The organism is Carnobacterium sp. FSL W8-0810, from assembly GCF_038007125.1.
Taxonomy (GTDB): Bacteria; Bacillota; Bacilli; order Lactobacillales; family Carnobacteriaceae; genus Carnobacterium_B; species Carnobacterium_B inhibens.
Genome location: NZ_JBBOWO010000003.1, coordinates 17,422 through 39,275, shown reverse-complemented (window position 1 = coordinate 39,275; position 21,854 = coordinate 17,422). Strand labels below are relative to the sequence as shown.

Sequence of the window (21,854 nt, the reverse complement as noted above, 5' to 3'; positions counted from 1 at the left end):
AAATGAATAAATTTTTCAAATCCATAACTAGCGACTACTTTGAAGATATCTTAGTACGATTAGCTCATCATTCGGCAGGAATTGAAGGAAATACGATTTCTTTACCTGCTACCGTTTCTATCATTGTAAATGGTACTTTACCCATTAGTTCCGGCGCTACAGTTAGAGAATTTTATGAGATTGAAAACCACAAGCAAGCTTTTGATCATATGATAAATCATTTAATAAATGAAGAGACCCTTTCTACCACAATTATTAAAGAGATACACGCTGATTTAACAGATCGATTACAATACGATAAAGGTCAATTTAAAAAGAATGAAAATATGATTTTAGGTGCTGAATTTCAAACATCTTCACCATCAGAAACACCTTTGTTAGTTTCTCAATTAATTGAGAATTTAAATTATCGTTTAAGTATATCTAAAGATAGGGAAGCTAAATTAATGGCTATTTTGGATACTCATATTCAGTTTGAACGGATCCATCCATTCTCAGATGGGAATGGCCGAACTGGTCGGATGATGATGAACTATTCTTTATTACAGGAGGGATTTCCTCCATTAATTATTGAAAAGGATACAAAAGCACAATATGTTGAAATTTTAGCAACTCAAGATGTAGATTCCTTCTTATCTTTTGCTTCCGATACCTTAGAAAAAGAAAGCAAAAGAATGGCAGCCTTTCAGAATATGGATCGAGAAAAGATTAAAGAAATTGAAGAATAATGGTCTTTTTGCGATTATTCTTCAATTTCTTTGATTTTGTGTGTCTCTTAGGAGTGTTTTAAGAGTATTTTATGCTTTTTTACATACACACACAGATACACAGGGTTTTATAAAGTATTCCTATAATTATGGAATTAGCTTTTCAGAATAAACATTGAAAGATTCAATAAAAGTATTTCAATTTTATACTAAGCTATTAATTAATCAGAAAAAAGATAGTTATAGGTGTATTTCTATCCTATAGCTATCTTTTTAACTTGAAATTTATTTTTTTAAAAAAATAAATAGAGATCTACCTTGTATCATTAGTTAAAAACACGTTAATAAAAACGTGGATACCTATAACTAATTATAAAATAGAAATTCACAAAAAAATCTATTAAAATCTCATCCAATATTCAAAAAAAGGAAGTTATATACTAAATGACTAATTATCCGTCTTCTTTTAAAGCTAAATTAAATCGGACTAAGCCTACGTATTTTTTTTATCTCTACCTGTTCTCTAATTTCATCAACGTTTGATACTGTAACAAATCCTACAGCTTTCTCCATAGCATTTGCTACACCACAGGCCATAGAATATCTTAATACGTCTTCTATTTTCATTTGATTATCTATAGCAAAAGCAGCTCCACCTACTGTAGCATCTCCTGAACCAGTAGGATTAACTAAACTAATAGAGGGTACTACTAAATCATAGATATCCCCGTTATATTTCACAATCGCTCCTTTTTCTCCACAAGAAATTAAAATTAAATCTATTCCATCAAATATAGTTTGTTTTTTTAACTGATAAATCACGTCTTTTTTATCTATACATTCTATATTAATAATCTCAGAGAATTCATGAATATTCGGCTTAATAAAATAGGGCTTTTTATTTCCTAATAAAACGGATTTCAACTGTTCTCTAGATATATCTACCAAAATTTTTATATCGGGAAATTCGTTGGAGATTTTTTCTATATACTCTTTATATAAATGCTGATTTTTAGAATTTACAGATCCTGATAAACAAATAGAAGTTACATTAATATTTTCCCTGCATGCTCTTAAAATATCATTCAATATTTTTTTTTCAACTTTTTGGTTTATATGTGGTCCTTCTTCAACTATCTCAGTTTGAGTTCCCCCATCGTGCATAATTGTCAGGGCGTTACGCGTCTCTCCTACGTTTAACTCAATAAAATCCATTGAAAATTTTTCGTTTTGTGTAAGCTTTTTTAATATTTCTCCATTTATACCCGCTAAAGCTCCATAGGTATTTACTTTCGAGCCTAATATTGCAGACGTTCTTGCTGCATTTAACCCTTTCCCACCTATCATTCTAACAGGATTCTCAGATCTATTTTGAGAACCTAATTTTAATGAGTCCATATTATATAAATAGTCAATTGACGGATTCATAGTTAAAGTTATTATCACTTTTTCATCTCCTTATTCACTATTTTTCCAAAATAACTAAAGTAGTCTAACGTATTTTGGTCCATTTCGTTATCAGTAATCACAAAATCTAAATCACCCAACTTATAAAAGGTGTATACATCTGAAACATTAAATTTAGAACTATCCGCTACAACTACAGTCTGCTTAGCATTTCTAAAAGCTGCTTTTTGAATGCTTCCTTCTAATTCATTTGCAGTGGTAACATTATCGTTATAAATTCCATTTGTTGCAGCGAATGCTATATCTATGTTTAGATTATCAAAGATCTTTTCTGCATGCTCCCCAACAAATTCTTCAGTTACTTTTAGATATTCTCCTCCGGTAAGCTGAACTTTGTAGTCACTATTGTGAATTAAATAATCAAAGGCAATCATACTATTGGTTATAAAAAACAGTTCTTTCTTATCAATATATGGTAATGCGTAAAGAATTGTTGTCCCAGCACCTATATAAACAACATCCCCATCATTAATTACAGAATTCATTACTCTTCCAATATATTCTTTATTTTCTACAGAAAGTTCAATCTTTTCAGTTGTAGTAAGCTCTTTTTCTTTTAAATTTACTTTTTGAGCCCCTCCATATAATTTCACAAGTTCATTTTTTTCCGATAATTCAGTAATATCTCTACGAACGGTCATATCAGAAACGCCTAATGATTGCGCTAGCTCAGTTACAGTTACAAAATTATTGTGTTCTAAATATCCTAAAATTTTATCATGTCTCTCGCTTTTCAACATACGTACCATTCCAATCAAGTTTTTTGTTTTACTTTGTTCATCTTTGGTTTCATTATACACAAAAAAAATTATTAATCAACGTTGAAAGCGTTGACAAAAGAAAAACAACAAGGTATCATATAATTATTAAAACAAAGTTAAACATTAAGCAACAAAATTAAACTTTAAGGAGGAATTTTATGTGTATAACTGATATGTTATATGAAGATTTAATAGATCTTTCTGTAACAGCTACGACAGAAGATGAATTATTCAACATTATTGGAGACCGATTGCTGCAAAAAGGTTATGTAAATGAGGGTTATCTTACTGGTATCAAAGAAAGAGAAGAAAAATACCCTACTGGATTAATTACTCAATACTTAAACATAGCTTTACCTCATTCAGATTCTGAATTTATAGAGACACCTTTCATTTATATCGTAAGACTAACTAATCCTGTTTTAGTCAAACAAATGGGAGATAGTCAAGAAATGAAAGTGCATGATTTATTCTTTCTAGGAATCAAAGACTCTACAAAACAAGTTAATCTTTTATCACAACTAATGGAAATGTTTATGGATAAAAGATTTGTAACTGATTACATTTCTTATAAGAATGAATTTGAAGTTTTTGAACTTATATCAGATTATATAAAAAAAGGAGCGGTTAATTATGGTTAAAAAATTAGTAGTAGCTTGTGGAAGTGGTGTTGCAACCAGTACAACAATAGCAGAAAAAATAAAATCAAAATTTGAAAATGATCGTATTCAGTGCAATGTTGAGGCAGTTGATTATAAATCAATCTTAAATGAACTACCAAACACAGATATTTATGTTTACATTGCACAACCAGATGCAAATGTTTTAAAAACAGCAGATAAGCTTAACGTAAAGGTTTTTCCTGGTATTCCATTTTTAACAGGTATGGGTATGGATAAAGTATATGAAGACATTATAGCTGCAACAAAATAAAATATAAAAGAAAAGGTGAATACTATGGAGATGTTTCAATCTTTTATTCAATATATTCTAAATTTAGGATCAGCAATATTTGTTCCTCTTATTATTTTTATTATTGGTTTAGTCGCTAAAATGCCTTTGAAAAAGGCATTTATGTCAGCTATTACTTTAGGAATTGCTTTCACAGGGATGAATATGGTAATCGGCTTTATGTCTTCTGCCGTAAGCCCTGCTTCAGAAGCATTTGCTCTCAACACTGGTATCTCTCTTCCAGCTTTAGACTTGGGATGGACAGGTGCAGCTAGTATTACTTGGTCTTGGGCGTATGCTTTTGTTTTCTTTGCAGTAGTTATCGGGGTTAACATTGTTATGCTTTTACTAAATCTAACAAAAACACTAAACGTTGATATGTGGAATGTTTGGGGCAAAGCCTTAACTGCTTACTTAGTTTATTTTATAAGCGGAAGTTTAATAGCTGGTTTCGTTACAGCTATTGTACAAGTGATTTTGGAATTAAAATTGGGGGATATGTTCCAAAAACATATTCAAGACTTAACAGGTATTCCTTTAGTGACTGTTACACATATTATGAATATCTCAGCCGTCTTAATGTTACCCGTAAATAAACTAATGGATAAAATACCATTTTTCAACAAAAAATCAGACACGAATGCTTTAAAAGAAAAAATAGGTATCTTTTCTGAAAATAGCGTAATGGGATTTATTATTGGATTATTACTTGGTTTTGCAGGAGCCTACGGAGTATCTGGTTCTTTAAATCTTGCTATTCAAGTAGCTACGGCTATGGCACTATTTCCAATGATTAGTAAACTATTTATGCAATCTTTATCTCCTTTAGCAGATGCTATGTCAGAACTAATGAAATCTCGCTTTAAAGACAGAGAAGTTTATATAGGATTGGACTGGCCTATTCTGGCAGGTAGATCTGAAGTTTGGGTAACAGCCATTCTAATTGTTCCAATTTTTATCGGATATTCAATGATTCTACCTGGAAATACAGTTTTACCACTAGCTGGTGTTATCAATTATTCAATCGCTGTAGGTGGATTACTATTAACGGGTGGTAATTTATATAGAATGTTAGTTTTAGGTGTGATTTATACACCGCTTTATCTGTATAGCGCAACCTATTTTGCACCAATTTTAACTGGGCTAGCTAATGCAACTGGTTCAGTAGAAGTAGCTGAAGGACAACTTATTACTTGGTCAAGTATTGAAGGTCCTGAATTCAGAATCATGTTTGCTGAAGCCTTTAATGGTAATATACCAGCTGTTATAGGTGCAATTCTATTCTTGTTAATGTTCTATTGGTTAAATAAAGAAATGAAGAATGCTAAAATCCCTTCAGAGAGATACACAGAAATAATAGAACCTGAAGCTATTGTAGAAGAATAAAAGAGAGGTAGTTAATAATGAATAAACAAGAATTTAAAAAGAATGCGAGAATCAAAAATTCTGAAAAAACAAAGTGGTTGTCTCTATTACTATTAGCTACTTTACTTTTTCTCATAGGATTAACAACTAAACATTATATCTTTTACATTCTAGCTACATCACTCGCTTTTTATGTTAGAAAAAATGGCTATAATGCATTATTCAAAGAATATGATAATAAACAATTAGCAAAAAGAATGAAAGCTGAATCAATGATGAATAAAATAAAATAATATGGAGGTCATTTAAATGACTAAAGGAAAGATATTGTTCGAAGAAGAACGTAAGGCATTAGCAGAAGTTGTTGAATTGACTTATTACCGAAAAAATACAAATACTGCTGGTGGAAATTTCTCTCTTAAAACAGTTGATGAAGAGGGAAGAGAATACTTAATTATGACGCCTTCAATGATGTCTGAAACTTATCATGGAAAGTTAAGTCCTTCCCAAATATTAGTAGTCGATCCAGATACATGGGAAGTATACTCTGGTGAAGGGGAATTAACTCGTGAAATCAATATGCACACTGCAGCTTATAGAGCTAATCCAGAAATAAAATGTGTTTTCCATGCTCATGCTCCCAATGCTATGTTTTGGGCAACTAGTCATTTAGACATGCCAAATTTAACTGAGGCTACACAAAAAGTGAAATACATTAAAGTTTTAGATTTTGAACCTAACTGTTCTCCAGAACTTGCTGCTTTAGTTAGTGCTGAAATAAAGAAAGATAACGAGTTACCAAAGGAGTATTTATTAGATAGTCATGGTGTTTTAATTATTACACCAGGAAATGATGGTCTTGAGGCTTTATATAAAGCTATTTCAATATTAGATACAGTAGAATGGAATGCAGAGATTGCTTACAAGCAAACGATTTTCCAACAATTAGGTTTACTTGACGGGTATTATTCTAAAGGTTTTAAAGTTGGAACTATTGAGGACCTAGTTACCCACAGTCCAATTTGGAATTCACAATATAAAGCTAAAGTAGGAGAAATTAGTGATTAAAATTTATTAGTGAAAGAAAGCGTAGAGCGGACATTTGATTGTTCGTTCTACGCTTCCTTTTGTATTATATAATCAATTTTGATCTGGACTTATAAAAATAAGTAGCAGAAAAAACCTTATGAAGGCAGCTTTTTTATACTACCAAAATGTGTTTCCATAATCATTACCTAATACAGTTACAAATAAAATATTTAATGATAAAAAAATTTTATATAAAAATCATCAGACATTTCACGCTAAGTTGAACTCATGTTTATTACCATAAAGCAGAATACATACAGAACTTAACAAATTTCCATAATAAAATTACTTTAGTTACTTCAATAACTTATATTACCTTCTATAAATAGCACTTTTATTTTTAAGAGTCATTTCCAACTAAGTACTCTGCTAGTAAAAATTTATTTAGTATCAGTGTCCTGTAGTGTTTCTCTTCTCTTCAAACATTTACTTAACGATAACACTTTTTTAATCCATAAATTAGATTGACTTATTATATTTCTAGCTTTTTCCACAATAGACTTTAAAATATTTCTTATTTTCATACTAAAACTTCTTATCGTATATATGATATTTTCAGTACTAAAATATATTCCTATGAACAGTTGTACAACAAGCACAATAATCCATATCCAAAATCCCCATCTATGAGAGAGTTGACTGATTATAGTTTCACTAATTTTTGGGTCTATAATACGTACTGCTATTTCAGTAGTCTCTGTTAAAGTAGGGAGAGCAAAAATAACAGTAAATACAAAACCAATAATAGACAAATATTCACTTTGACGCTTTTTCTGACTTTCTCGTTTGCTGAGGATAAGTTCCTGTAGATTATAATTTTTATCTACTATGGTTTCTTTATTAAGATACCATTTCATCCCTTTCTCCATGTAATCAATTAATTCTAGGGCAGAACCATAGAATTCTTCTGTTAACTCAATAATAAAAATATTATTGAGTAGATTATGCTCTTTTAAGTATGTCATTTTTCTAATGTTTAGATTCATTTCCTTGTACAAGCTAATATTATTTAATCTTTTCAGAATAAGAATTTTTAAAGGGAAATCAATAGTATGTTCTAAAGAAATTTTAACAGAATCTCGAGCCTCTTCTTCTTCATATTCTTCCGTAATAAATATTTTTTTAAAATTAGATCCTGCTATTGATAGAGAATTTCCATTCTCGGATACATATGTCCTAACTTCATTTGTTCCCCAGAAATCGTTTTTTATTTTATTCAATTTACCTTTAACTGACATTTTAGGATCAACAGGTCTACGTAACAACCTGTATAGCGCTTCTTCCATTTCCATTCCCATATTACTAAGGTTTTTAATCGGAATATTAGTATCAGTAATTAACGTGTTTACTATCGGTCTATCTACAAAAACATTCAGTTTAAAATATTCAAATATATATCTCGTATAATAAGTATTAATAATAGTATATATGTCGTTTTCTTCTACCTTTTCATATTCGAAACTTTTCTCATATTTTCCAATTAAAAACTTAGGTAAATAAACACTTTCAAATTTAGAATAACTGGAATTATCGAAAAAATCAGAAATTTTAACATCTTCTATTGGTAAATCTACTTTCAAAAAGCCCATACCATTACTAAATATTTCTAACATTATATTAATGTACACATGTTCTTCATTAAAAAGGACTCTTATAGGAAAAAGTATAAACCTATAAATTTTTTCATAAGTTGCCGTTCTACCATAAGTTTTAGCATCATGTTCTAATTTGTTGTTGTAATAGTCCTCATAATAATATAAATTATCAATAAACTTTGAGTGTGCTCCTACCAATAATTTTTCGCCTTGATTCTCAAAAACAAATATTAAATCATCTTTATCGACTGAGTCTAATAAATTTTGATCAGGTTTAAAATTAACAGGTCTAATACTGACCTCTGGATGAGAAGCTTTTGATATATCATCATAAAATTTAGTATTCCTGGTATTTGCATTACTTTCAAAATATTCAGTGATTTTATTTTTTAATAAAAATTGCTTATTTTCACTATCATAAACGCCTACTATTAAATTTTGATCATGAAAATTTTTAATTTTTTTTGCATATGAGTGATTTTTTTTATAAGACAAACTAAAAGGAAAATATATTTGGTTACTACCCCATATTTTTATTTCTTTATTAACCACTACACCACCCACATTCTATAAACTGAAGATTTTTTATTATTAAAATTTAAATTACTTTGAAATGTTATATCATTTACGACATTCTCACATTACCATTCTTCATTGGGCTAACACAATAATATACAAAAATAATTTATTTTTAAATTTATAAACTGTACTTCTTGTTACCTTAATGTCAGCACTTATTTATTTTTCTTTTATAACGAGTTAAGGTACTTTTACTAATTCCTGTCATCTTCTCCACTTCTGTGTAAGAATGTTTTTCTAAAAGGCTCATCGCCAAATTAATTTGCTGCTGAGAGAATTTCTTTGGGCGTCCTTCACGAAATCCCGGACGCTGTTTGGCAATCTCTTTTCCTTCTTGAGTTCGTTCCACGATTAAATCACGCTCAAAGTCTGCGAAGGCGCTAAATATAGTGAAAATTAGTCTACCAGTGGATGTGTTCTCAATCACACCCAAGTTCAAGACATTAATCTTAACCCCTTTTTCAAAGAGGAATTTGATTGTATTCAGGGCATTTTGAGTGCTTCGAGCAAATCGGTCTAGTTTTGTCACGACCAACGTATCTCCAGTCTGAATTTCTTGAAGTAGATTCTGAAACTCGGGACGGTCATTTTTAGTTCCTGTGATTTTTTCAAAATAGATCCGGTCACAATGTTCCTCTTCCAGTTGGCGCATCTGACCTTCTAAATCCTGATGACGGGTACTTACTCGTGCATAACCATATTTCATGTTTTTCACCCTCTTTTTCACTTTACTTTTGACCATTAGTTATGACACCGTTGTATGTATTGATTTTACTGGAATTGAAAATCATAGTCAATACTCTTGAGTTTTGACTATAGCCCCTTATTTTATTAATTTTTTTTTTTTATCTAAGACGATTAAACACATAGAACTTTTTCGTACTTTTATATTCTGCAGTTTATTTAAAGTTGTAAAATGTTAAGATAAATAAGAGGTGATCTGTTTGAAAAGAAAAAGAAGTATTCAGTGTGCTCTTTGTAAAAATTTTTTTAAAAATTCAGAAATGAGTGAAGAACACTATCCTGCTAAAAGTACTGGTAATGATGATATAGTGGCTTTGGATTTTGGGAAAATGATTGATTCAATAATGTCAGGAAAAGTAATAGAAAATTTTTTTCAGCAGGAGAATCAAGGAAAAACACTTGAAGAAGTTAGTAGTGACTTTTTTGACGAGGAGCTTTCACACTCTCTTTATCCTAAAGGTAGAACCGCACGTTCATTGTGTAGAGAATGCAATACTTTCTTCGGTAAATATGACGAGTCATATAAAAAATTCTATGACAATGGTGGATCCCCTTCAATAATAAAAGGTTACCAAAAACAAACCAGACTTAAGATAATTAAGGCAATATTTGCTAAATTCTTATCAGTTCCTGAATGTAAAGGTTGGAAATTTGATTTCGTTGATTTTCTTAAGAACGAGAGTCAAGAAGAATATAAAGGAAAATGGAAGCTGTATTGCGTTAAAAGAGATTACAGTACTGATATGTTAGGACTCGGTCATTTAGCAACAGGTGAACTGACCCATGATGAAGGTACCATATTTGAACTTTCTGACGAAAAATTTATATTTCACTTAATGGATTTTGAACCACACGAGGGTTATAAATCGCTAAACATGATGGACTTATTAAATAAAACATACACACTAGTTAACGGAAGTGATTTGCAAGATGGTGGTTACCATGGAGAACTGATGATTCAAGATATGTTGTTTAATAATATGTCTGAAAGTATATATTAGCTCCACACACTACTTATCCAACATTTGTAATCTACATGAACAAACTAAGCAAAATCTCTGTTTCAAATGTGGTTAATTTGGGTACACTTAAATAATACTTTTCAAGTGATCATTTTAGTTTAATTTGACATACGAAAAAGTATGAATCATTTTGCTATAGATAATTATTGATTTTTCAGTAATTCTTCTATTTATAAGGTGATTTTTTTATATGAACGTTGATCTCCCCCTCCATAGTTTCTCCATAAATTTGGGTTATACTAATACTGAATACAACGGTATTAGGAGGAAGTAAAATGAAAAATAATACACTTATTACACTATTAATAGTTTCTTTGATTTTATTAATAGTTGTATCCATTACTTTAATTCTAATCTATAACAAAACAAATTTTTCCTTAAACGATGATAATGAGGAACAAATAGGAATGATGGGACAAATAATTGTAGAATAAAAAATTTAAAAACTGTTACAGACAAATTAATGGAGGCCAGGGATTTTGAAAATATTAATTGTAGATGATGAACCAAAAATATTGGATATTGTGGAAGCTTATCTCACTATAAAAAGGTTTCAAGTATTCCGTGCTTCTAATGGAACAGAAGCCATGGAAAAATTTGAAATGGTGCAGCCAAATTTAATCGTGCTGGATCTCATGTTACCCGATATATCCGGCACAGTTATTTGTCAAAAAATAAGAAAAACTTCTGACGTACCCATCATTATGCTGACTGCGAAGTCTACAGAAAATGATATTCTAAACGGTCTACAGATTGGGGCTGATGACTATATAGTAAAACCATTCAGTCCTAAAGAATTAGTTGCACGTGTAGAAACCGTCTTGCGTCGATCGGACTCGTCTGTTGTAACAGAAACTAAGTGGTCATTTGATAAAGGAAATTTGGTAATCTATCCTGAAAACAAACAGGTTTTTAAAAATCAGAAGGAAGTCATATTGACACCTACTGAATTTGAACTATTGACACTATTAGCTTCCTATCCAAAAAAAATATTTTCTCGAGAACAATTATTAGAAAACGTGAAAGGACTTGAGTTTGACGTTCTTGATCGTATCATTGATTCTCATATTAAAAACTTGCGACAAAAAATTGAGGATAACACCAGACAGCCCTATTTCATCCTAACAGTTTACGGCATGGGTTATCGATTTGGTGGGAAAAAAGATGAATCGTACAATTAAGTGGCAGTTTATATTTTCATTTGTTTCTATCTCGTTCATTATAATTGGCGCATTTAGTATCATGACGTTAAGTCTAATGGATAATCACTTTGCTAAATATGTTGCCGAGAGACAAGAGTCTGAAATAGTAGAATATACCACTAGTTTAGAGAGAATTTATGAAGAGAATGAAGGATGGCCAAATACTGCTGATTTTGAATCTATCGGTTTAGAGTCGTTACACAATTTAATTATATTGAAGGTATATGACAATGAAAAAAATTTACTCTGGGATCCTGCTTCTTCAGATGAATTGGGGAATAAACAAAAAATGCAAGATAACGCTTCCTATATGGATAAAATAATGGGCGAAATGGAGCATGACTATGTAGAAAAAACGGTTCCTTTATTTAATGGTGAACAAAAAATTGGAGAAGCTCTGATCAGTTATATGGGTCCCACAGCGTATTCAGAACATGATGCTTTATTTATTGCAGATATGAAGAATAATCTTATTATAGTAGCCATTGTAGCTTTAATTCTTTCTATCTTTTTTGCTGCTTTGGTTGCTAAAAAGATAAGTGGACCTATAGTGAGAGTAAAGGATTTTACAAGAGAAATTGCTAAAGGAGATTACACAAGTTTATCTCCTGAAAAAACTGATATCAAGGAACTAGATGAGCTCATTTCATCTGTAAATGCTCTTTCTGTTCAACTTGAGAATCAACAAGATATCAGAAACCAATTATCTTCCGATATCGCTCATGAGATTAGAACTCCATTGACAACACTAAAAGGAAGTCTGGAAGCTATGATAGATGGAATATGGGAAATAACAGATGACCGACTTCAAAGTTGTTATGATGAGGTGAACCGTATTACCCGCCTTATAGGAAGCATTGATAAAATTAATGAAATTGAAAGTCATCAGGATAGTTTAAACAAAACATCTTTCGATTTATATGCTCTCGCGGAAAATATATCTTCTAATTTTGAAGCTCTTTTTGTTAAGAAAAATATTTATTATGCATTAAATGGGGATCCTCTATTCATTACCGCTGATAAGGACAAAATAAGTCAAGTCATTACAAATCTTTTATCCAATGCTGTTAAATTTACACCCCCAGAAGGAATAATAACGCTAAAAATTAGCAACGAAAAAAATCAAGCTTTATTGACTATCGCAGATACGGGAGAAGGAATTCACCCAAAAGAAATTAATCGTATTTTTGAAAGGTTTTATATGTCTGATCTTTCAAGAAATAGTTTTCTAGGCGGGCAAGGAATTGGCTTATCTATCGTAAAAAGTATCATAAAGGCTCATCATGGCAACATAACAGTCAAAAGTGATTATGGAAAAGGTTCTACATTTACCGTTATTCTTCCTGTCAAAAGATAGTAATCATCAAAAAAAGCGGTTCACTTTTATGTAAAGTGAACCGCTTTTTCAGCTTCATGCTAAAGTTTTTCATTTAATTTAGGCCTAATTAAGATTTTTAAACGTTAGAATAATTTATCTCTTTTCAGAAATCATTAAGTTGATTTTTTAGTTTAACTTAGCACTAATAATCATTTCAGAGTAATCCCATTTGGTGTTTCACCAACCTCAACCGTGGCAATAACTTCACTAGTCTCATTCTCAATAACACTGACCGTATCATCGAATGCATTCGTGACAAAGGTGTATTGATCATCTTCACTAATGACAACTCCATGTGCACCGCTACCCACTTCGATTGTTTCGACCACTTCATTACTATTTAAATCAACCTTTGAAACGGTATTGGAAGGATTCTCTTCGGTACCTTCATTTGCCACAAATACATATTGATCATCATGTTGAACAAACAACTGGATAGGACCATTTCCAACTGCTACTTTCTCAACTTTATTGGTTGTCAGATCAACGATTGCTAACGCATTTTCTCCATTTAATGTTACTAAGAGCGTTTGTCCATCTGAGGTGATACCAGTTGTAGCTGGAGTACTGCCAACAGTTATTCTATTAATTTCTTCCATACTTTCTAAATCAAGGACGCTTACAGTGTCTTCACCCATATTGGCAACGTAAGCCGTTTTTCCGTCTTCAGCGATTCTAAAACCGTGTGGACCTTCGCCTGTTGGGATTGTTTCAACCACTTCATAAGTAGATACATCAATGACTGAAACAGTGTTCTCTCCATTATTGGAAACTGCTGCATAGTTGCCATCGTTAGTGAAAACGATATGAGCAGGGTGACTCCCTACTTCAACTTCTGCAAGTTTTTCACCTGTTTCAGTATCATAAAAAGCTGCAATACCTTTTTCATCGTCACTTTCATTACTCATACTAGTATCACTATCTTCGTCCTGTCCCATCTCCATACTTTCATTGCTCATACTGGTATCACTATCTTCGTCGTGTTCCATCTCCATACTTTCATTACTATCTGAACTGTCTTCAGCATGCCCCTCGCTGGGAACAATTGTTACACCAATGACTTTTTCATCAGGTGAAATTTGTACATTATGTGCGGACCCATCGATGGCAATCGTATCCACAACTTCGTGCGTTTGAGCATCTACTTTGGTTACACTTCCGGTATCGGAAGTGTAATAGGCTTCTGTTTGTTCCTTCTTTTCTTCTTTAGAACTAGATTGACCCTCACTAGATTCTTGTGACGTTGATACGATTTCTTGTTGAGAAGAATTTTGACTACTTGTTGAATCTTCTTGACCACAAGCTGCAAGCAAGAGACTCACTGATGACACTATTGCTAAAATGATTCTTTTTTTCATTTTAATATCCCCTTTTTTACTACGTACTTTTTACTTTTCGTACTATTTTTATTGATCTACAAATGCCTGAATTATTCATAATTTTTCCGTAGGTTTCTGAGAAGATTACGGCACTGTCATTTCATCACGAAAAGGGCAAAAAGATTCTAGCAGGAACCCTTTTGTCCAAAAGCGGGAGTCAATAACGGATACGCTACCGCTATTTTTGAGCTATGAATAATTCAGGCTAATAACAGGTATTTACTTCATCAAATAATCTTTATTTATAACCATACTATTGTAGATGTTTCTTTCTTTCCAAATAGTCTTCCTCAGAAATATTTCCTTTCGCATATTCTTTCTGAAGAATTTCCAAAGGTGTTTCTCTATTAGAACTTTGATTCGGTTGATTGAAAAATAATTTTCCAATCAGAAACACTACCACAACCAACAATAGAATCCAAAAAATTCCCATAAACATCATAGTTCCCATTCCTCCTCTATTAAAAAAATTTAGACATTCAGACATGACTATTCCTCCTTCTCTTTATTAAATTTTTCATCTGATTCAAGGTTTTTACTAGTTCTTAGATCCGTCATTCCTTCTAGATAATAGGGTTTTGAAGGATAATCTTGCCTGCGGAGATACCATATAAGGATGGATCCTATGAATAGGACAAGAGACAAGGCCTGTGAAACACGCAGAAAATCACCAATCCATAGACTATCCGTTCTCATGCCTTCAATAAAGAATCTTCCCGTTGAGTACCAAAGCACGTAACTTAACGCTACTTCCCCTTGTCGTAACAACTGTTTACGATTCCGTAGAATGATAATGATCACAAATCCTAATAGGCTCCATAATGACTCGTACAAAAATGTCGGGTGGTAATAAGTGCCATTAATATTCATTTGTTCAATGATAAATTCAGGCAAATAGAGATTTTCCAAAAATTGACGGCTGACAGGTCCCCCATGTGCCTCCTGATTCATAAAGTTTCCCCATCGACCAATAGATTGAGCCAGTAGCACACTTGGTGCTAAGATATCTAACAGAAAAGCTAAAGGAATTCCTTTTTTCTTTGTATACCAATATACGGTAAGTCCACCTGCAATCAAGCCACCATAAATCGCAATTCCACCATTCCAGATGGCTATGATTTCGCCTGGATTTTGCAGGTAATAATCCCATTCAAATAAAACATAGTAGAGACGGGCACCTACGAAACCAATCGGAATGGCCCATAGAGCTATATCAATAATGGTATCCTCTTTAAGCCCTCTTTTTTTTGCTTCTCTTGTAGCTAAAGAAATAGCTACAAATATTGCTACAGCAATGATAATACCATACCAGTAGACCCGAAACGGTCCAACTGAGATAGCAATAGGATCAATTTTACCAAGTAGTCCATTCATTCCTTAATCTCCTTCTTATAAGTTACTTTCTATTGCTCAACTATCTAGGCAAACTTACTTATAATTGATTACCTACATAATTGAGAGGTACTTTTATCCTATTTCTATAAGGCTAAGTACGGCGCAGGATCTACTCGTGTGTTGTTGTCGTAAACTTCAAAGTGTAAGTGAACGCCTGTGGAGGCTCCTGTTGTCCCCATTGTTCCTATCTGTTGACCTTGTGATACTAGTTGTCCAGGGGAAATTAACAAACTACCTGCCTTCATATGAGCATAAAGGGTTTGAAATCCATTCCCATGATCAATTTTCACGTAGTATCCCCATGAGCTATGGTACCCAGCCACTAGCACTGTGCCACTTTTAGCGGCTACGATTTGACCGCCCCCAGCAAAATCAATTCCACCATGTAACTTACGCTCGCCAGTAATCGGGTGGATTCGATAGCCAAATGGTGAGGTAGTATAGCCATTGCTCGGGCGAATAAAATCAGAATTACTGGCTTCCAAAGGTATTTCATTAGATGAAGGATTCTCAGAACCAGCAAGTGAAGAATTATTAGAGCTGATAGAGCTATCTTGTTTGTTAACGACTAAACTTTCTTCTTCAAATTCTTCAGACATGATTTCACCAGCAGAATCTTCAGCTGCTTTTTGAGCCGCTGCTTGTTTCGTCTTTTCTTCTTCAATAATTCTCTCGCGCTTTTCTTCTAATTCGTCTGATAACATACTGGTTTGGGCAGCAACTGCTTGTTGCTCTTTGACAAATACTGTTTTTTCCAATGCTGTCATATCATAAGCTGCAGCCACTTTAGTAATTTTGTCATCTAGTTCTGATTTTTGAGCTACAAGATTACTTTTATTTATTTCAATACCACTTTTTAATGTTTCAATTGTCAATTTCTCTTCTTCTGCTTTTTTTTCATTTTTTTCGAGAAGATTTTTATCATTTTCTTGAACAATAACGATTTCTTTATTAGCCGTTACCAATTGGTTAACAATACCTATACGACCAACCAAATCTGTGAAGGTTCCAGAAGAAAATACAACATCTACTAGATTGGAGACATTACCATCTGTTTGTACTGCACGTGCCTGAGACTTTAATTTTTTTTCGCGTTGTAAAATAAGTTCTTTCAAGGAATTAATTTCTGTTTGCAACTTTTCAATTTTCCATTTTGATTCTTCTAAATTTTTTTCTTCTTTTTGTAATTGTAGAACAAATTTGTCAATTTTCAGCTGTAATTGTTTCACATCTTCCGTAAGAGTTTCTTTTTCTGTTTCTAAACTGCCTAGTTGGTCTTCTTTTTCTTGAATGTCACTATTTATCTGAGTCGACTGCGTCTCAAGTTCTTGTTTTTTCTGCTCTAATTGCTCTGTCGTTTCTGCATTTACTGTAAGAGGTAAATAACTTGAATTTATCATTAAAGCAGCAACAAACACACCGGCTAATAGTCTTTTTTGCATAGGTACCTCCAATAAGTATTTTTATGTTTTCATTTTTGATCATAGGCTTAAAATTATGTATTGTGCCAAGATTATACAAATAGCCTTTATAAATTATTTATCCTTATTTTAAACCGTATCCTTATACCAAGGGGTATTTCTGTCTATTTCTTCTATTTAAAGTAGTCTTCTATTGTATTTTAAAATTTCTTACATTAGAGACTATCTATTGGAATTTTCCAGATTAAGTACGTCTTTTTTTATTTGATTATAATTAAAAAAAAGATCTTTCAAAAAAATTGATTACGACAACTAAAAATTACAATGAATATTATTCACTCCCTCACCTTTCCTATTGTAGTCATAAAATAGTTTATCCTGGTGAACCCTTTATTCATTTGCTTCCCTACTTCACCACTATACAATTCAATTGTGTGGAAGTTATGTAGTTACTATAAATTTCCTTTCTACATAACATCCACACAATGATTTGTTATTCTATAATTGTTAAGAGCTTATAGTACCTTAAAGGCCAAACATACTACTTAGCTCTTTATTTAACTTACTTGATAAAAGAAAGGATGATTTTAATGGAAACGATTTTATTTTTTATCATTATGATTGTTGGGCACGGATTAATGATGTTTATGATGCCTGGAATGCATGGGGGGCATGGAAAAAAACATAATCATGGCGAAAAATCTTCAGATGATGTAGAACTATTAAAAACAGAAAACGAAGAATTAAAAGAAGAACTGCACGCAGTAAAATCAAAATTAAACAGATAATAGATACGAGGTATACTAACCATGAAATCAACAGTCATTTACTTATTGGGATTTTTTTGTCTATTCTTTTTCATTCTTTCAGTATCAATTGCCATTACCATCAACTTTACACCGCTATACACATTTGATATCACTTATCTGAACATGGCAGATGAAATTGGAATGACAAAAGAGGTTATATTAAAGAATTACGGTGTATTAATAAATTACTTGAATTTTCCTTGGATAACGGAGCTTAAGATGTCTGACTTTCCAAGTTCTGAAAAAGGCTTATTTCATTTTTTTGAAGTGAAAAAGTTGTTCTTGCTTGATTACGTTACATTAGTAATCTCCGGTATCGGATCCATTTTATTTCTAAACTATCTAAAAATAAAAAAAGGAATGTGGAAACTTGTTCGTTTCTTTCAGTGGGGATCCATCATACTGCCACTATTGATTGTCACTTTATTTATCAATTTTGATACACTATTTGTCTTGTTCCATAAAATCTTTTTTAACAATGATGCTTGGTTATTCAATCCTAGCACCGATCCGATTATATTAGCTTTACCCGAAGCATTCTTTATGCATAGTTTTATATTGGCATTTGGAGTAATCGAATTTTTGTTTATAATAGGGTATTTCATTTCAAAGAAACAATGGGTAAAATACGAAAAAAAGACTCCTTGAATGTATCAAGGAGTCTTTTACACTGGTTTCTATGCGTACGAATTTATTACAAGTATTTTTATCAAAAGAATTAATTGTGCTATTAAGTTGATCAAACAAAAAGATTACACCTAGAAATCACTCTATAATTGTAGTGTCAAAACCAACATTAAGAAGAAACAAGATGTACTTAGTCGTATCATTAAAATTTCAAATTTTGAAAACTTCTTACTTATTTTCCAAGCGTATTTGTTATTGATTTAAAAGTCGTGGATTCACTTAGATGGAACAGCCTTTACATATTGTTTTTGCATCGCTGGATATCAGTAAAGTATCACTGAACCATTAAGCCCTCTATATGTATAGAGGAAAAAATAGATTTGCCCATCATAGATAAATGCAGCTCGTTCTTCCTCAAAGGTAAGCCTTTATCAAGATAAATAAAAAGGCCATTGTGTTGAGTCAACATATAGTTATTATTTTGAGGGTTTTTATATGAAATATCCACATCTTCTGCACCCACGCAACAGGTACGAGTTGCTCTAAGTGAAACAGTTATTATCGTACGACCTTTCTTCTTCATCCATTCCTGTACTGCCTCATCCACTTTAATAGATATAGCCATTTTTCTATCACTGTCCCTTTTTTAGAATAATCAGGATTTTATATCATTAAATCACAAATAATTTAGGCGTTAAAAGACACCAATATAAGTATGAAGAAAGTAATCTTATATTGACCCAACAAAAAGAACACATCTCCGGCTCCGGTATAATGGTAGTACCAAAACCAACATTAGTAGGAACTGAGACGTGCTCATATAAACTATCTACCACGAAACTCACCATAGGAAAACACTTTATTATTACAATTCTTCTCGCTCATTTTTACCTTATACTGCTTTTATTTTCTAATCTTAAAGTCATTGCGTTAATGGCTACGATAACTGTTGAAATTGACATTAGGACAGCTCCGACAGCCGGTGCTAACGTAATCCCTATAGGTGCTAAGATACCTGCTGCTATCGGTATAGCAATAAAGTTATAGCCGGCACCCCAAATTAGGTTTTGTTTCATCTTACGAGTTGTTTTATTGGCTAGTTCGATAAAGGATTCAATGTCTCCCGGATCGGACCGAACTAAAACGACATCAGCTGAATCAAGGGCTACTTGAGTACCTGCTCCAATAGCCACGCCAACGTCAGCCAAGGCAAGGGATGGGGCATCATTCACGCCGTCACCTACCATAATCACTGTCTTGCCTTCTTTTTTCAATGATTCAACTAAGTTATATTTGTCTTGCGGAGATTGGTTTGCTTTATATTCAATTCCCAATTCTTCTGCAACCCCTTGAGCGGCTTTTTCATTATCACCGGTTGCCATAATGGGCTTGATACCACTAGATTTCAGTACTTCCATAAGCTCTTTGCTAGTTGCTTTTAGTTCATCTCCTAAAGCAACAGCACCGATAGCTTCCCCTTCTTCAATTAAAAGACTAACCGTTGATCCTTTTGGTATCTCAAAATCAACTTTCTGTCCAAATGCTTTTTGACTGATTAATTCATAGCGATGTCCATTTGCTTCACCTTCAACCCCAGCACCGGATACTACATTAATAGAATCAAAATTAATCGGTTTAACTTTTTGTTTTTCAGCAAATCCTACGATTGATTGCGCAATTGGATGGCTGGATCCGCCTTCGATGCCGGACATTAAGGCAAGCACTTCATCTTTACTATAGTCTTTGCTTAACGATTCCGCATTTAAGACTTTAAATTCCCCAGTGGTCAATGTTCCTGTTTTATCTAAAATCATCACATCAGCCTTTGTAGCCAATTCCAATGCTTCACGGTCTTTGACTAATAATCCGTGGCTTGCGCCTAAACTGGTACTTCGTGAGACAACAAGAGGAATCGCTAACCCCAGAGCATGTGGACAAGCAATTACTAAGGTGGTTACCGTAAAGATAATTGCGGTTTGTACATCGGTTATAAACAGCCAGACTATAAAGGCAATCAAGGCTGCAGCTATAGCAACGTAAAACAATGAGCTTGCAACTTTTTTGGCAAGATTCTCTGCTCGAGAGGGTTGGCTTTGTGCCTGAGCAACTAACGTTTGTACTTGGGAGATGAACGATTTGTCGCCGGTTTCTTGTACCTCAATATATAAGACACCTTCTCGGTTTGTTGACCCACCAATTACTTGGTCCCCAGCATTTTTTTCAATCGGTTTCGATTCACCAGTCAAAAGAGCTTCATTGACTCGTGATTGTCCTCTTTGGATTACGCCATCTGCTGGAATATTTTCGCCAGCCTGAACGCGTATAACATCCCCCACTTGCAGTTGGGATACAGGACGGGATTCGACAGCATCATCTTCCAAAACAACATATGCTTCTTTTGGTACTAATTCAGCAAGGGACTTCTGAGCATTTCCAGCTTCTCCTAATGCTTTCATTTCAATCCAGTGACCAAGCAACATAATTAGGAGCAGTGAGGCAAATTCAAAGAAAAAGTCCATCACGTGTTCACCCGTAACGTACCGAGCGATAACGGCATAAACACTGTATAAATAAGAGACACCTATCCCTAGTGTAATGAGCGCCATCATTCCTGGATCTTTTTGTTTAAACTCATCAATAGCACCCATATAAAAGGGTTTCCCGCCATAAATTATCAATATGGTAGATAGTACAGCAGCAAGGATATCTGAATAGAGAAACGAAATTTGAAATGGCAGGCTAACGCCCATCATTGGAGTCAGTAACATAACGGCGATTCCAAGTGGCAGAGATTTTAAGAATATGGCTTTAAAACTTCCATGATGGTGATGTTCATGACCACCCTGTCCGGCATGTCCCTCATGATCATCGTGGTTCATGTGGTTGTGGTCCATCTTACTATGGTCCATTTCGCTGTGATTCATTTTGCTATGGTCCATCTTACTGTGATCCATTTTACTGTGGTCTATAGGTTCATGATCTGGCTGTTTTCCCTTATTATCATTCATAGCTCTTTCCTCCTTTAAAATAATACCCCTAAGCAAACGAATCCTGCTTTTCCTCTATTTCTATACTGTTAGAGGAAAAAAAGTAAGATTTACAAAAATCGTAAAAATAGTGAAGGATTGATATACCCATTTTAGCACCTTATCCATTTATTACAGAATATTTGGTGCCAGAAAGCGCAGAAACAAGCGTATCTTTATTAATATCAGATTGGCTTTCAAGAACCGCTTTTTTATTTATCAAATCAATTGCAACTGACTCCACACCTTCAATGGCTTCAAATCTTTCTTGCACTGTGTTAGCGCAACCTTCACATTTCATGCCTTCTACCAATACTTCTCTTTTCATAATAAATTC

23 protein-coding genes are annotated in these 21,854 nt (G+C 33.0%); 12 read left to right on the top strand and 11 right to left on the bottom strand.

Annotation, left to right across the window (positions count from 1 at the left end; all coding sequences use genetic code 11):
* Window positions 1-2 precede the first annotated feature (2 nt).
* The gene (locus NST49_RS11910) at window positions 3-728 is read left to right on the top strand and encodes a Fic family protein (protein WP_341048910.1); all 726 of its coding nucleotides are present in this window, start codon (window positions 3-5) and stop codon (window positions 726-728) included.
* Window positions 729-1,184: 456 nt separating this feature from the next.
* On the opposite strand, the gene NST49_RS11905 is transcribed toward NST49_RS11910, so the two are convergent.
* Entirely contained in the window at window positions 1,185-2,153 is a 969-nt protein-coding gene (locus tag NST49_RS11905; RefSeq protein ID WP_341048907.1) for a 1-phosphofructokinase family hexose kinase, read from the bottom strand.
* The gene (locus tag NST49_RS11900; protein ID WP_341048906.1) at window positions 2,150-2,914 is read right to left on the bottom strand and encodes a DeoR/GlpR family DNA-binding transcription regulator; all 765 of its coding nucleotides are present in this window, start codon (window positions 2,912-2,914) and stop codon (window positions 2,150-2,152) included. The genes NST49_RS11905 and NST49_RS11900 overlap by 4 nt, the downstream gene beginning before the upstream one ends.
* A 179-nt stretch (window positions 2,915-3,093) precedes the next feature.
* Between NST49_RS11900 and NST49_RS11895 the strand changes: the two genes are divergently transcribed.
* From NST49_RS11895 to NST49_RS11875, 5 genes are read left to right on the top strand one after another with little or no spacing between them, the layout of a single operon-like run.
* On the top strand, window positions 3,094-3,576 hold the full coding sequence (locus NST49_RS11895; protein ID WP_341048904.1) for a PTS sugar transporter subunit IIA: 483 nt from the start codon (window positions 3,094-3,096) through the stop codon (window positions 3,574-3,576).
* Window positions 3,569-3,868 (top strand): PTS sugar transporter subunit IIB, encoded by a 300-nt coding sequence (locus NST49_RS11890; protein ID WP_341048902.1) that lies wholly within the window; start codon window positions 3,569-3,571, stop codon window positions 3,866-3,868. The genes NST49_RS11895 and NST49_RS11890 overlap by 8 nt, the downstream gene beginning before the upstream one ends.
* 24 nt (window positions 3,869-3,892) lie before the next feature.
* Entirely contained in the window at window positions 3,893-5,272 is a 1,380-nt protein-coding gene (locus tag NST49_RS11885; RefSeq protein WP_341048900.1) for a PTS galactitol transporter subunit IIC, read from the top strand.
* Window positions 5,273-5,289: 17 nt separating this feature from the next.
* Window positions 5,290-5,544: a hypothetical protein gene (locus NST49_RS11880; protein ID WP_341048898.1), complete on the top strand. Its 255-nt coding sequence runs from the start codon at window positions 5,290-5,292 to the stop codon at window positions 5,542-5,544.
* A 16-nt stretch (window positions 5,545-5,560) separates the two neighbouring features.
* Window positions 5,561-6,319: a class II aldolase/adducin family protein gene (locus NST49_RS11875; protein ID WP_341048896.1), complete on the top strand. Its 759-nt coding sequence runs from the start codon at window positions 5,561-5,563 to the stop codon at window positions 6,317-6,319.
* Between the two features lie 401 nt (window positions 6,320-6,720).
* Here NST49_RS11875 and NST49_RS11870 read toward each other — a convergent pair whose 3' ends face one another.
* On the bottom strand, window positions 6,721-8,487 hold the full coding sequence (locus NST49_RS11870) for a hypothetical protein (RefSeq protein WP_341048893.1): 1,767 nt from the start codon (window positions 8,485-8,487) through the stop codon (window positions 6,721-6,723).
* Between the two features lie 175 nt (window positions 8,488-8,662).
* The gene (locus NST49_RS11865) at window positions 8,663-9,220 is read right to left on the bottom strand and encodes a recombinase family protein (RefSeq protein WP_341048890.1); all 558 of its coding nucleotides are present in this window, start codon (window positions 9,218-9,220) and stop codon (window positions 8,663-8,665) included.
* 238 nt (window positions 9,221-9,458) lie between these two features.
* On the opposite strand from NST49_RS11865, the gene NST49_RS11860 reads away from it, so the two are divergent.
* From NST49_RS11860 to NST49_RS11845, 4 genes are all read left to right on the top strand, one after another.
* A complete protein-coding gene (locus NST49_RS11860) occupies window positions 9,459-10,259 on the top strand; it encodes a hypothetical protein (RefSeq protein WP_341048887.1) in 801 nt (266 codons plus the stop codon).
* Window positions 10,260-10,555: 296 nt separating this feature from the next.
* A complete protein-coding gene (locus NST49_RS11855; RefSeq protein WP_341048885.1) occupies window positions 10,556-10,714 on the top strand; it encodes a hypothetical protein in 159 nt (52 codons plus the stop codon).
* A gap of 45 nt (window positions 10,715-10,759) precedes the next feature.
* The gene (locus NST49_RS11850; RefSeq protein ID WP_035020784.1) at window positions 10,760-11,461 is read left to right on the top strand and encodes a response regulator; all 702 of its coding nucleotides are present in this window, start codon (window positions 10,760-10,762) and stop codon (window positions 11,459-11,461) included.
* Window positions 11,445-12,839: a sensor histidine kinase gene (locus NST49_RS11845; RefSeq protein ID WP_341048882.1), complete on the top strand. Its 1,395-nt coding sequence runs from the start codon at window positions 11,445-11,447 to the stop codon at window positions 12,837-12,839. The genes NST49_RS11850 and NST49_RS11845 overlap by 17 nt, the downstream gene beginning before the upstream one ends.
* Before the next feature lie 170 nt (window positions 12,840-13,009).
* Here the strand turns inward: NST49_RS11845 and NST49_RS11840 are convergent, their stop codons facing one another.
* From NST49_RS11840 to NST49_RS11825, 4 genes are all read right to left on the bottom strand, one after another.
* Window positions 13,010-14,218 carry a YncE family protein gene (locus tag NST49_RS11840; protein ID WP_187949206.1) on the bottom strand — a complete coding sequence of 403 codons (1,209 nt, stop codon included), beginning with the start codon at window positions 14,216-14,218 and terminating at the stop codon, window positions 13,010-13,012.
* Window positions 14,219-14,492: 274 nt separating this feature from the next.
* A complete protein-coding gene (locus NST49_RS11835; protein WP_007723268.1) occupies window positions 14,493-14,726 on the bottom strand; it encodes an amino acid acetyltransferase in 234 nt (77 codons plus the stop codon).
* Window positions 14,727-14,728: 2 nt separating this feature from the next.
* Complete coding sequence (lgt, locus tag NST49_RS11830; RefSeq protein WP_007723264.1) at window positions 14,729-15,613, bottom strand: prolipoprotein diacylglyceryl transferase; 885 nt, start codon at window positions 15,611-15,613, stop codon at window positions 14,729-14,731.
* 104 nt (window positions 15,614-15,717) lie between these two features.
* Window positions 15,718-17,076, bottom strand: a complete 1,359-nt coding sequence (locus NST49_RS11825) for a peptidoglycan DD-metalloendopeptidase family protein (RefSeq protein WP_341048875.1) — start codon at window positions 17,074-17,076, stop codon at window positions 15,718-15,720.
* A 569-nt stretch (window positions 17,077-17,645) separates the two neighbouring features.
* Between NST49_RS11825 and NST49_RS11820 the strand changes: the two genes are divergently transcribed.
* The gene (locus tag NST49_RS11820) at window positions 17,646-17,843 is read left to right on the top strand and encodes a hypothetical protein (RefSeq protein WP_007723259.1); all 198 of its coding nucleotides are present in this window, start codon (window positions 17,646-17,648) and stop codon (window positions 17,841-17,843) included.
* Window positions 17,844-17,864: 21 nt separating this feature from the next.
* Window positions 17,865-18,512, top strand: a complete 648-nt coding sequence (locus tag NST49_RS11815) for a TIGR01906 family membrane protein (RefSeq protein ID WP_341048871.1) — start codon at window positions 17,865-17,867, stop codon at window positions 18,510-18,512.
* A gap of 313 nt (window positions 18,513-18,825) precedes the next feature.
* Here NST49_RS11815 and NST49_RS11810 read toward each other — a convergent pair whose 3' ends face one another.
* The 3 genes from NST49_RS11810 to NST49_RS11800 all read right to left on the bottom strand — a co-directional run bounded on the left by NST49_RS11810 (window position 18,826) and on the right by NST49_RS11800 (window position 21,845).
* Window positions 18,826-19,116: a hypothetical protein gene (locus NST49_RS11810; protein WP_068561763.1), complete on the bottom strand. Its 291-nt coding sequence runs from the start codon at window positions 19,114-19,116 to the stop codon at window positions 18,826-18,828.
* Between the two features lie 262 nt (window positions 19,117-19,378).
* Window positions 19,379-21,499 carry a heavy metal translocating P-type ATPase gene (locus NST49_RS11805; RefSeq protein WP_341048866.1) on the bottom strand — a complete coding sequence of 707 codons (2,121 nt, stop codon included), beginning with the start codon at window positions 21,497-21,499 and terminating at the stop codon, window positions 19,379-19,381.
* A 139-nt stretch (window positions 21,500-21,638) separates the two neighbouring features.
* Window positions 21,639-21,845, bottom strand: a complete 207-nt coding sequence (locus tag NST49_RS11800) for a heavy-metal-associated domain-containing protein (RefSeq protein WP_341048864.1) — start codon at window positions 21,843-21,845, stop codon at window positions 21,639-21,641.
* Window positions 21,846-21,854 lie beyond the last annotated feature (9 nt).

Coding starts and splice junctions, on each gene's coding strand:
- NST49_RS11910 (WP_341048910.1), top strand. CDS start 3: ATGAATAAATTTTTCAAATCCATAACTAGCGACTACTTTGAAGATATC.
- NST49_RS11900 (WP_341048906.1), bottom strand. CDS start 2,914: ATGTTGAAAAGCGAGAGACATGATAAAATTTTAGGATATTTAGAACAC.
- NST49_RS11895 (WP_341048904.1), top strand. CDS start 3,094: ATGTGTATAACTGATATGTTATATGAAGATTTAATAGATCTTTCTGTA.
- NST49_RS11890 (WP_341048902.1), top strand. CDS start 3,569: ATGGTTAAAAAATTAGTAGTAGCTTGTGGAAGTGGTGTTGCAACCAGT.
- NST49_RS11885 (WP_341048900.1), top strand. CDS start 3,893: ATGGAGATGTTTCAATCTTTTATTCAATATATTCTAAATTTAGGATCA.
- NST49_RS11880 (WP_341048898.1), top strand. CDS start 5,290: ATGAATAAACAAGAATTTAAAAAGAATGCGAGAATCAAAAATTCTGAA.
- NST49_RS11875 (WP_341048896.1), top strand. CDS start 5,561: ATGACTAAAGGAAAGATATTGTTCGAAGAAGAACGTAAGGCATTAGCA.
- NST49_RS11865 (WP_341048890.1), bottom strand. CDS start 9,220: ATGAAATATGGTTATGCACGAGTAAGTACCCGTCATCAGGATTTAGAA.
- NST49_RS11855 (WP_341048885.1), top strand. CDS start 10,556: ATGAAAAATAATACACTTATTACACTATTAATAGTTTCTTTGATTTTA.
- NST49_RS11845 (WP_341048882.1), top strand. CDS start 11,445: ATGAATCGTACAATTAAGTGGCAGTTTATATTTTCATTTGTTTCTATC.
- NST49_RS11840 (WP_187949206.1), bottom strand. CDS start 14,218: ATGAAAAAAAGAATCATTTTAGCAATAGTGTCATCAGTGAGTCTCTTG.
- NST49_RS11835 (WP_007723268.1), bottom strand. CDS start 14,726: ATGTCTGAATGTCTAAATTTTTTTAATAGAGGAGGAATGGGAACTATG.
- lgt (WP_007723264.1), bottom strand. CDS start 15,613: ATGAATGGACTACTTGGTAAAATTGATCCTATTGCTATCTCAGTTGGA.
- NST49_RS11825 (WP_341048875.1), bottom strand. CDS start 17,076: ATGCAAAAAAGACTATTAGCCGGTGTGTTTGTTGCTGCTTTAATGATA.
- NST49_RS11820 (WP_007723259.1), top strand. CDS start 17,646: ATGGAAACGATTTTATTTTTTATCATTATGATTGTTGGGCACGGATTA.
- NST49_RS11815 (WP_341048871.1), top strand. CDS start 17,865: ATGAAATCAACAGTCATTTACTTATTGGGATTTTTTTGTCTATTCTTT.
- NST49_RS11810 (WP_068561763.1), bottom strand. CDS start 19,116: ATGGCTATATCTATTAAAGTGGATGAGGCAGTACAGGAATGGATGAAG.
- NST49_RS11805 (WP_341048866.1), bottom strand. CDS start 21,499: ATGAATGATAATAAGGGAAAACAGCCAGATCATGAACCTATAGACCAC.
- NST49_RS11800 (WP_341048864.1), bottom strand. CDS start 21,845: ATGAAAAGAGAAGTATTGGTAGAAGGCATGAAATGTGAAGGTTGCGCT.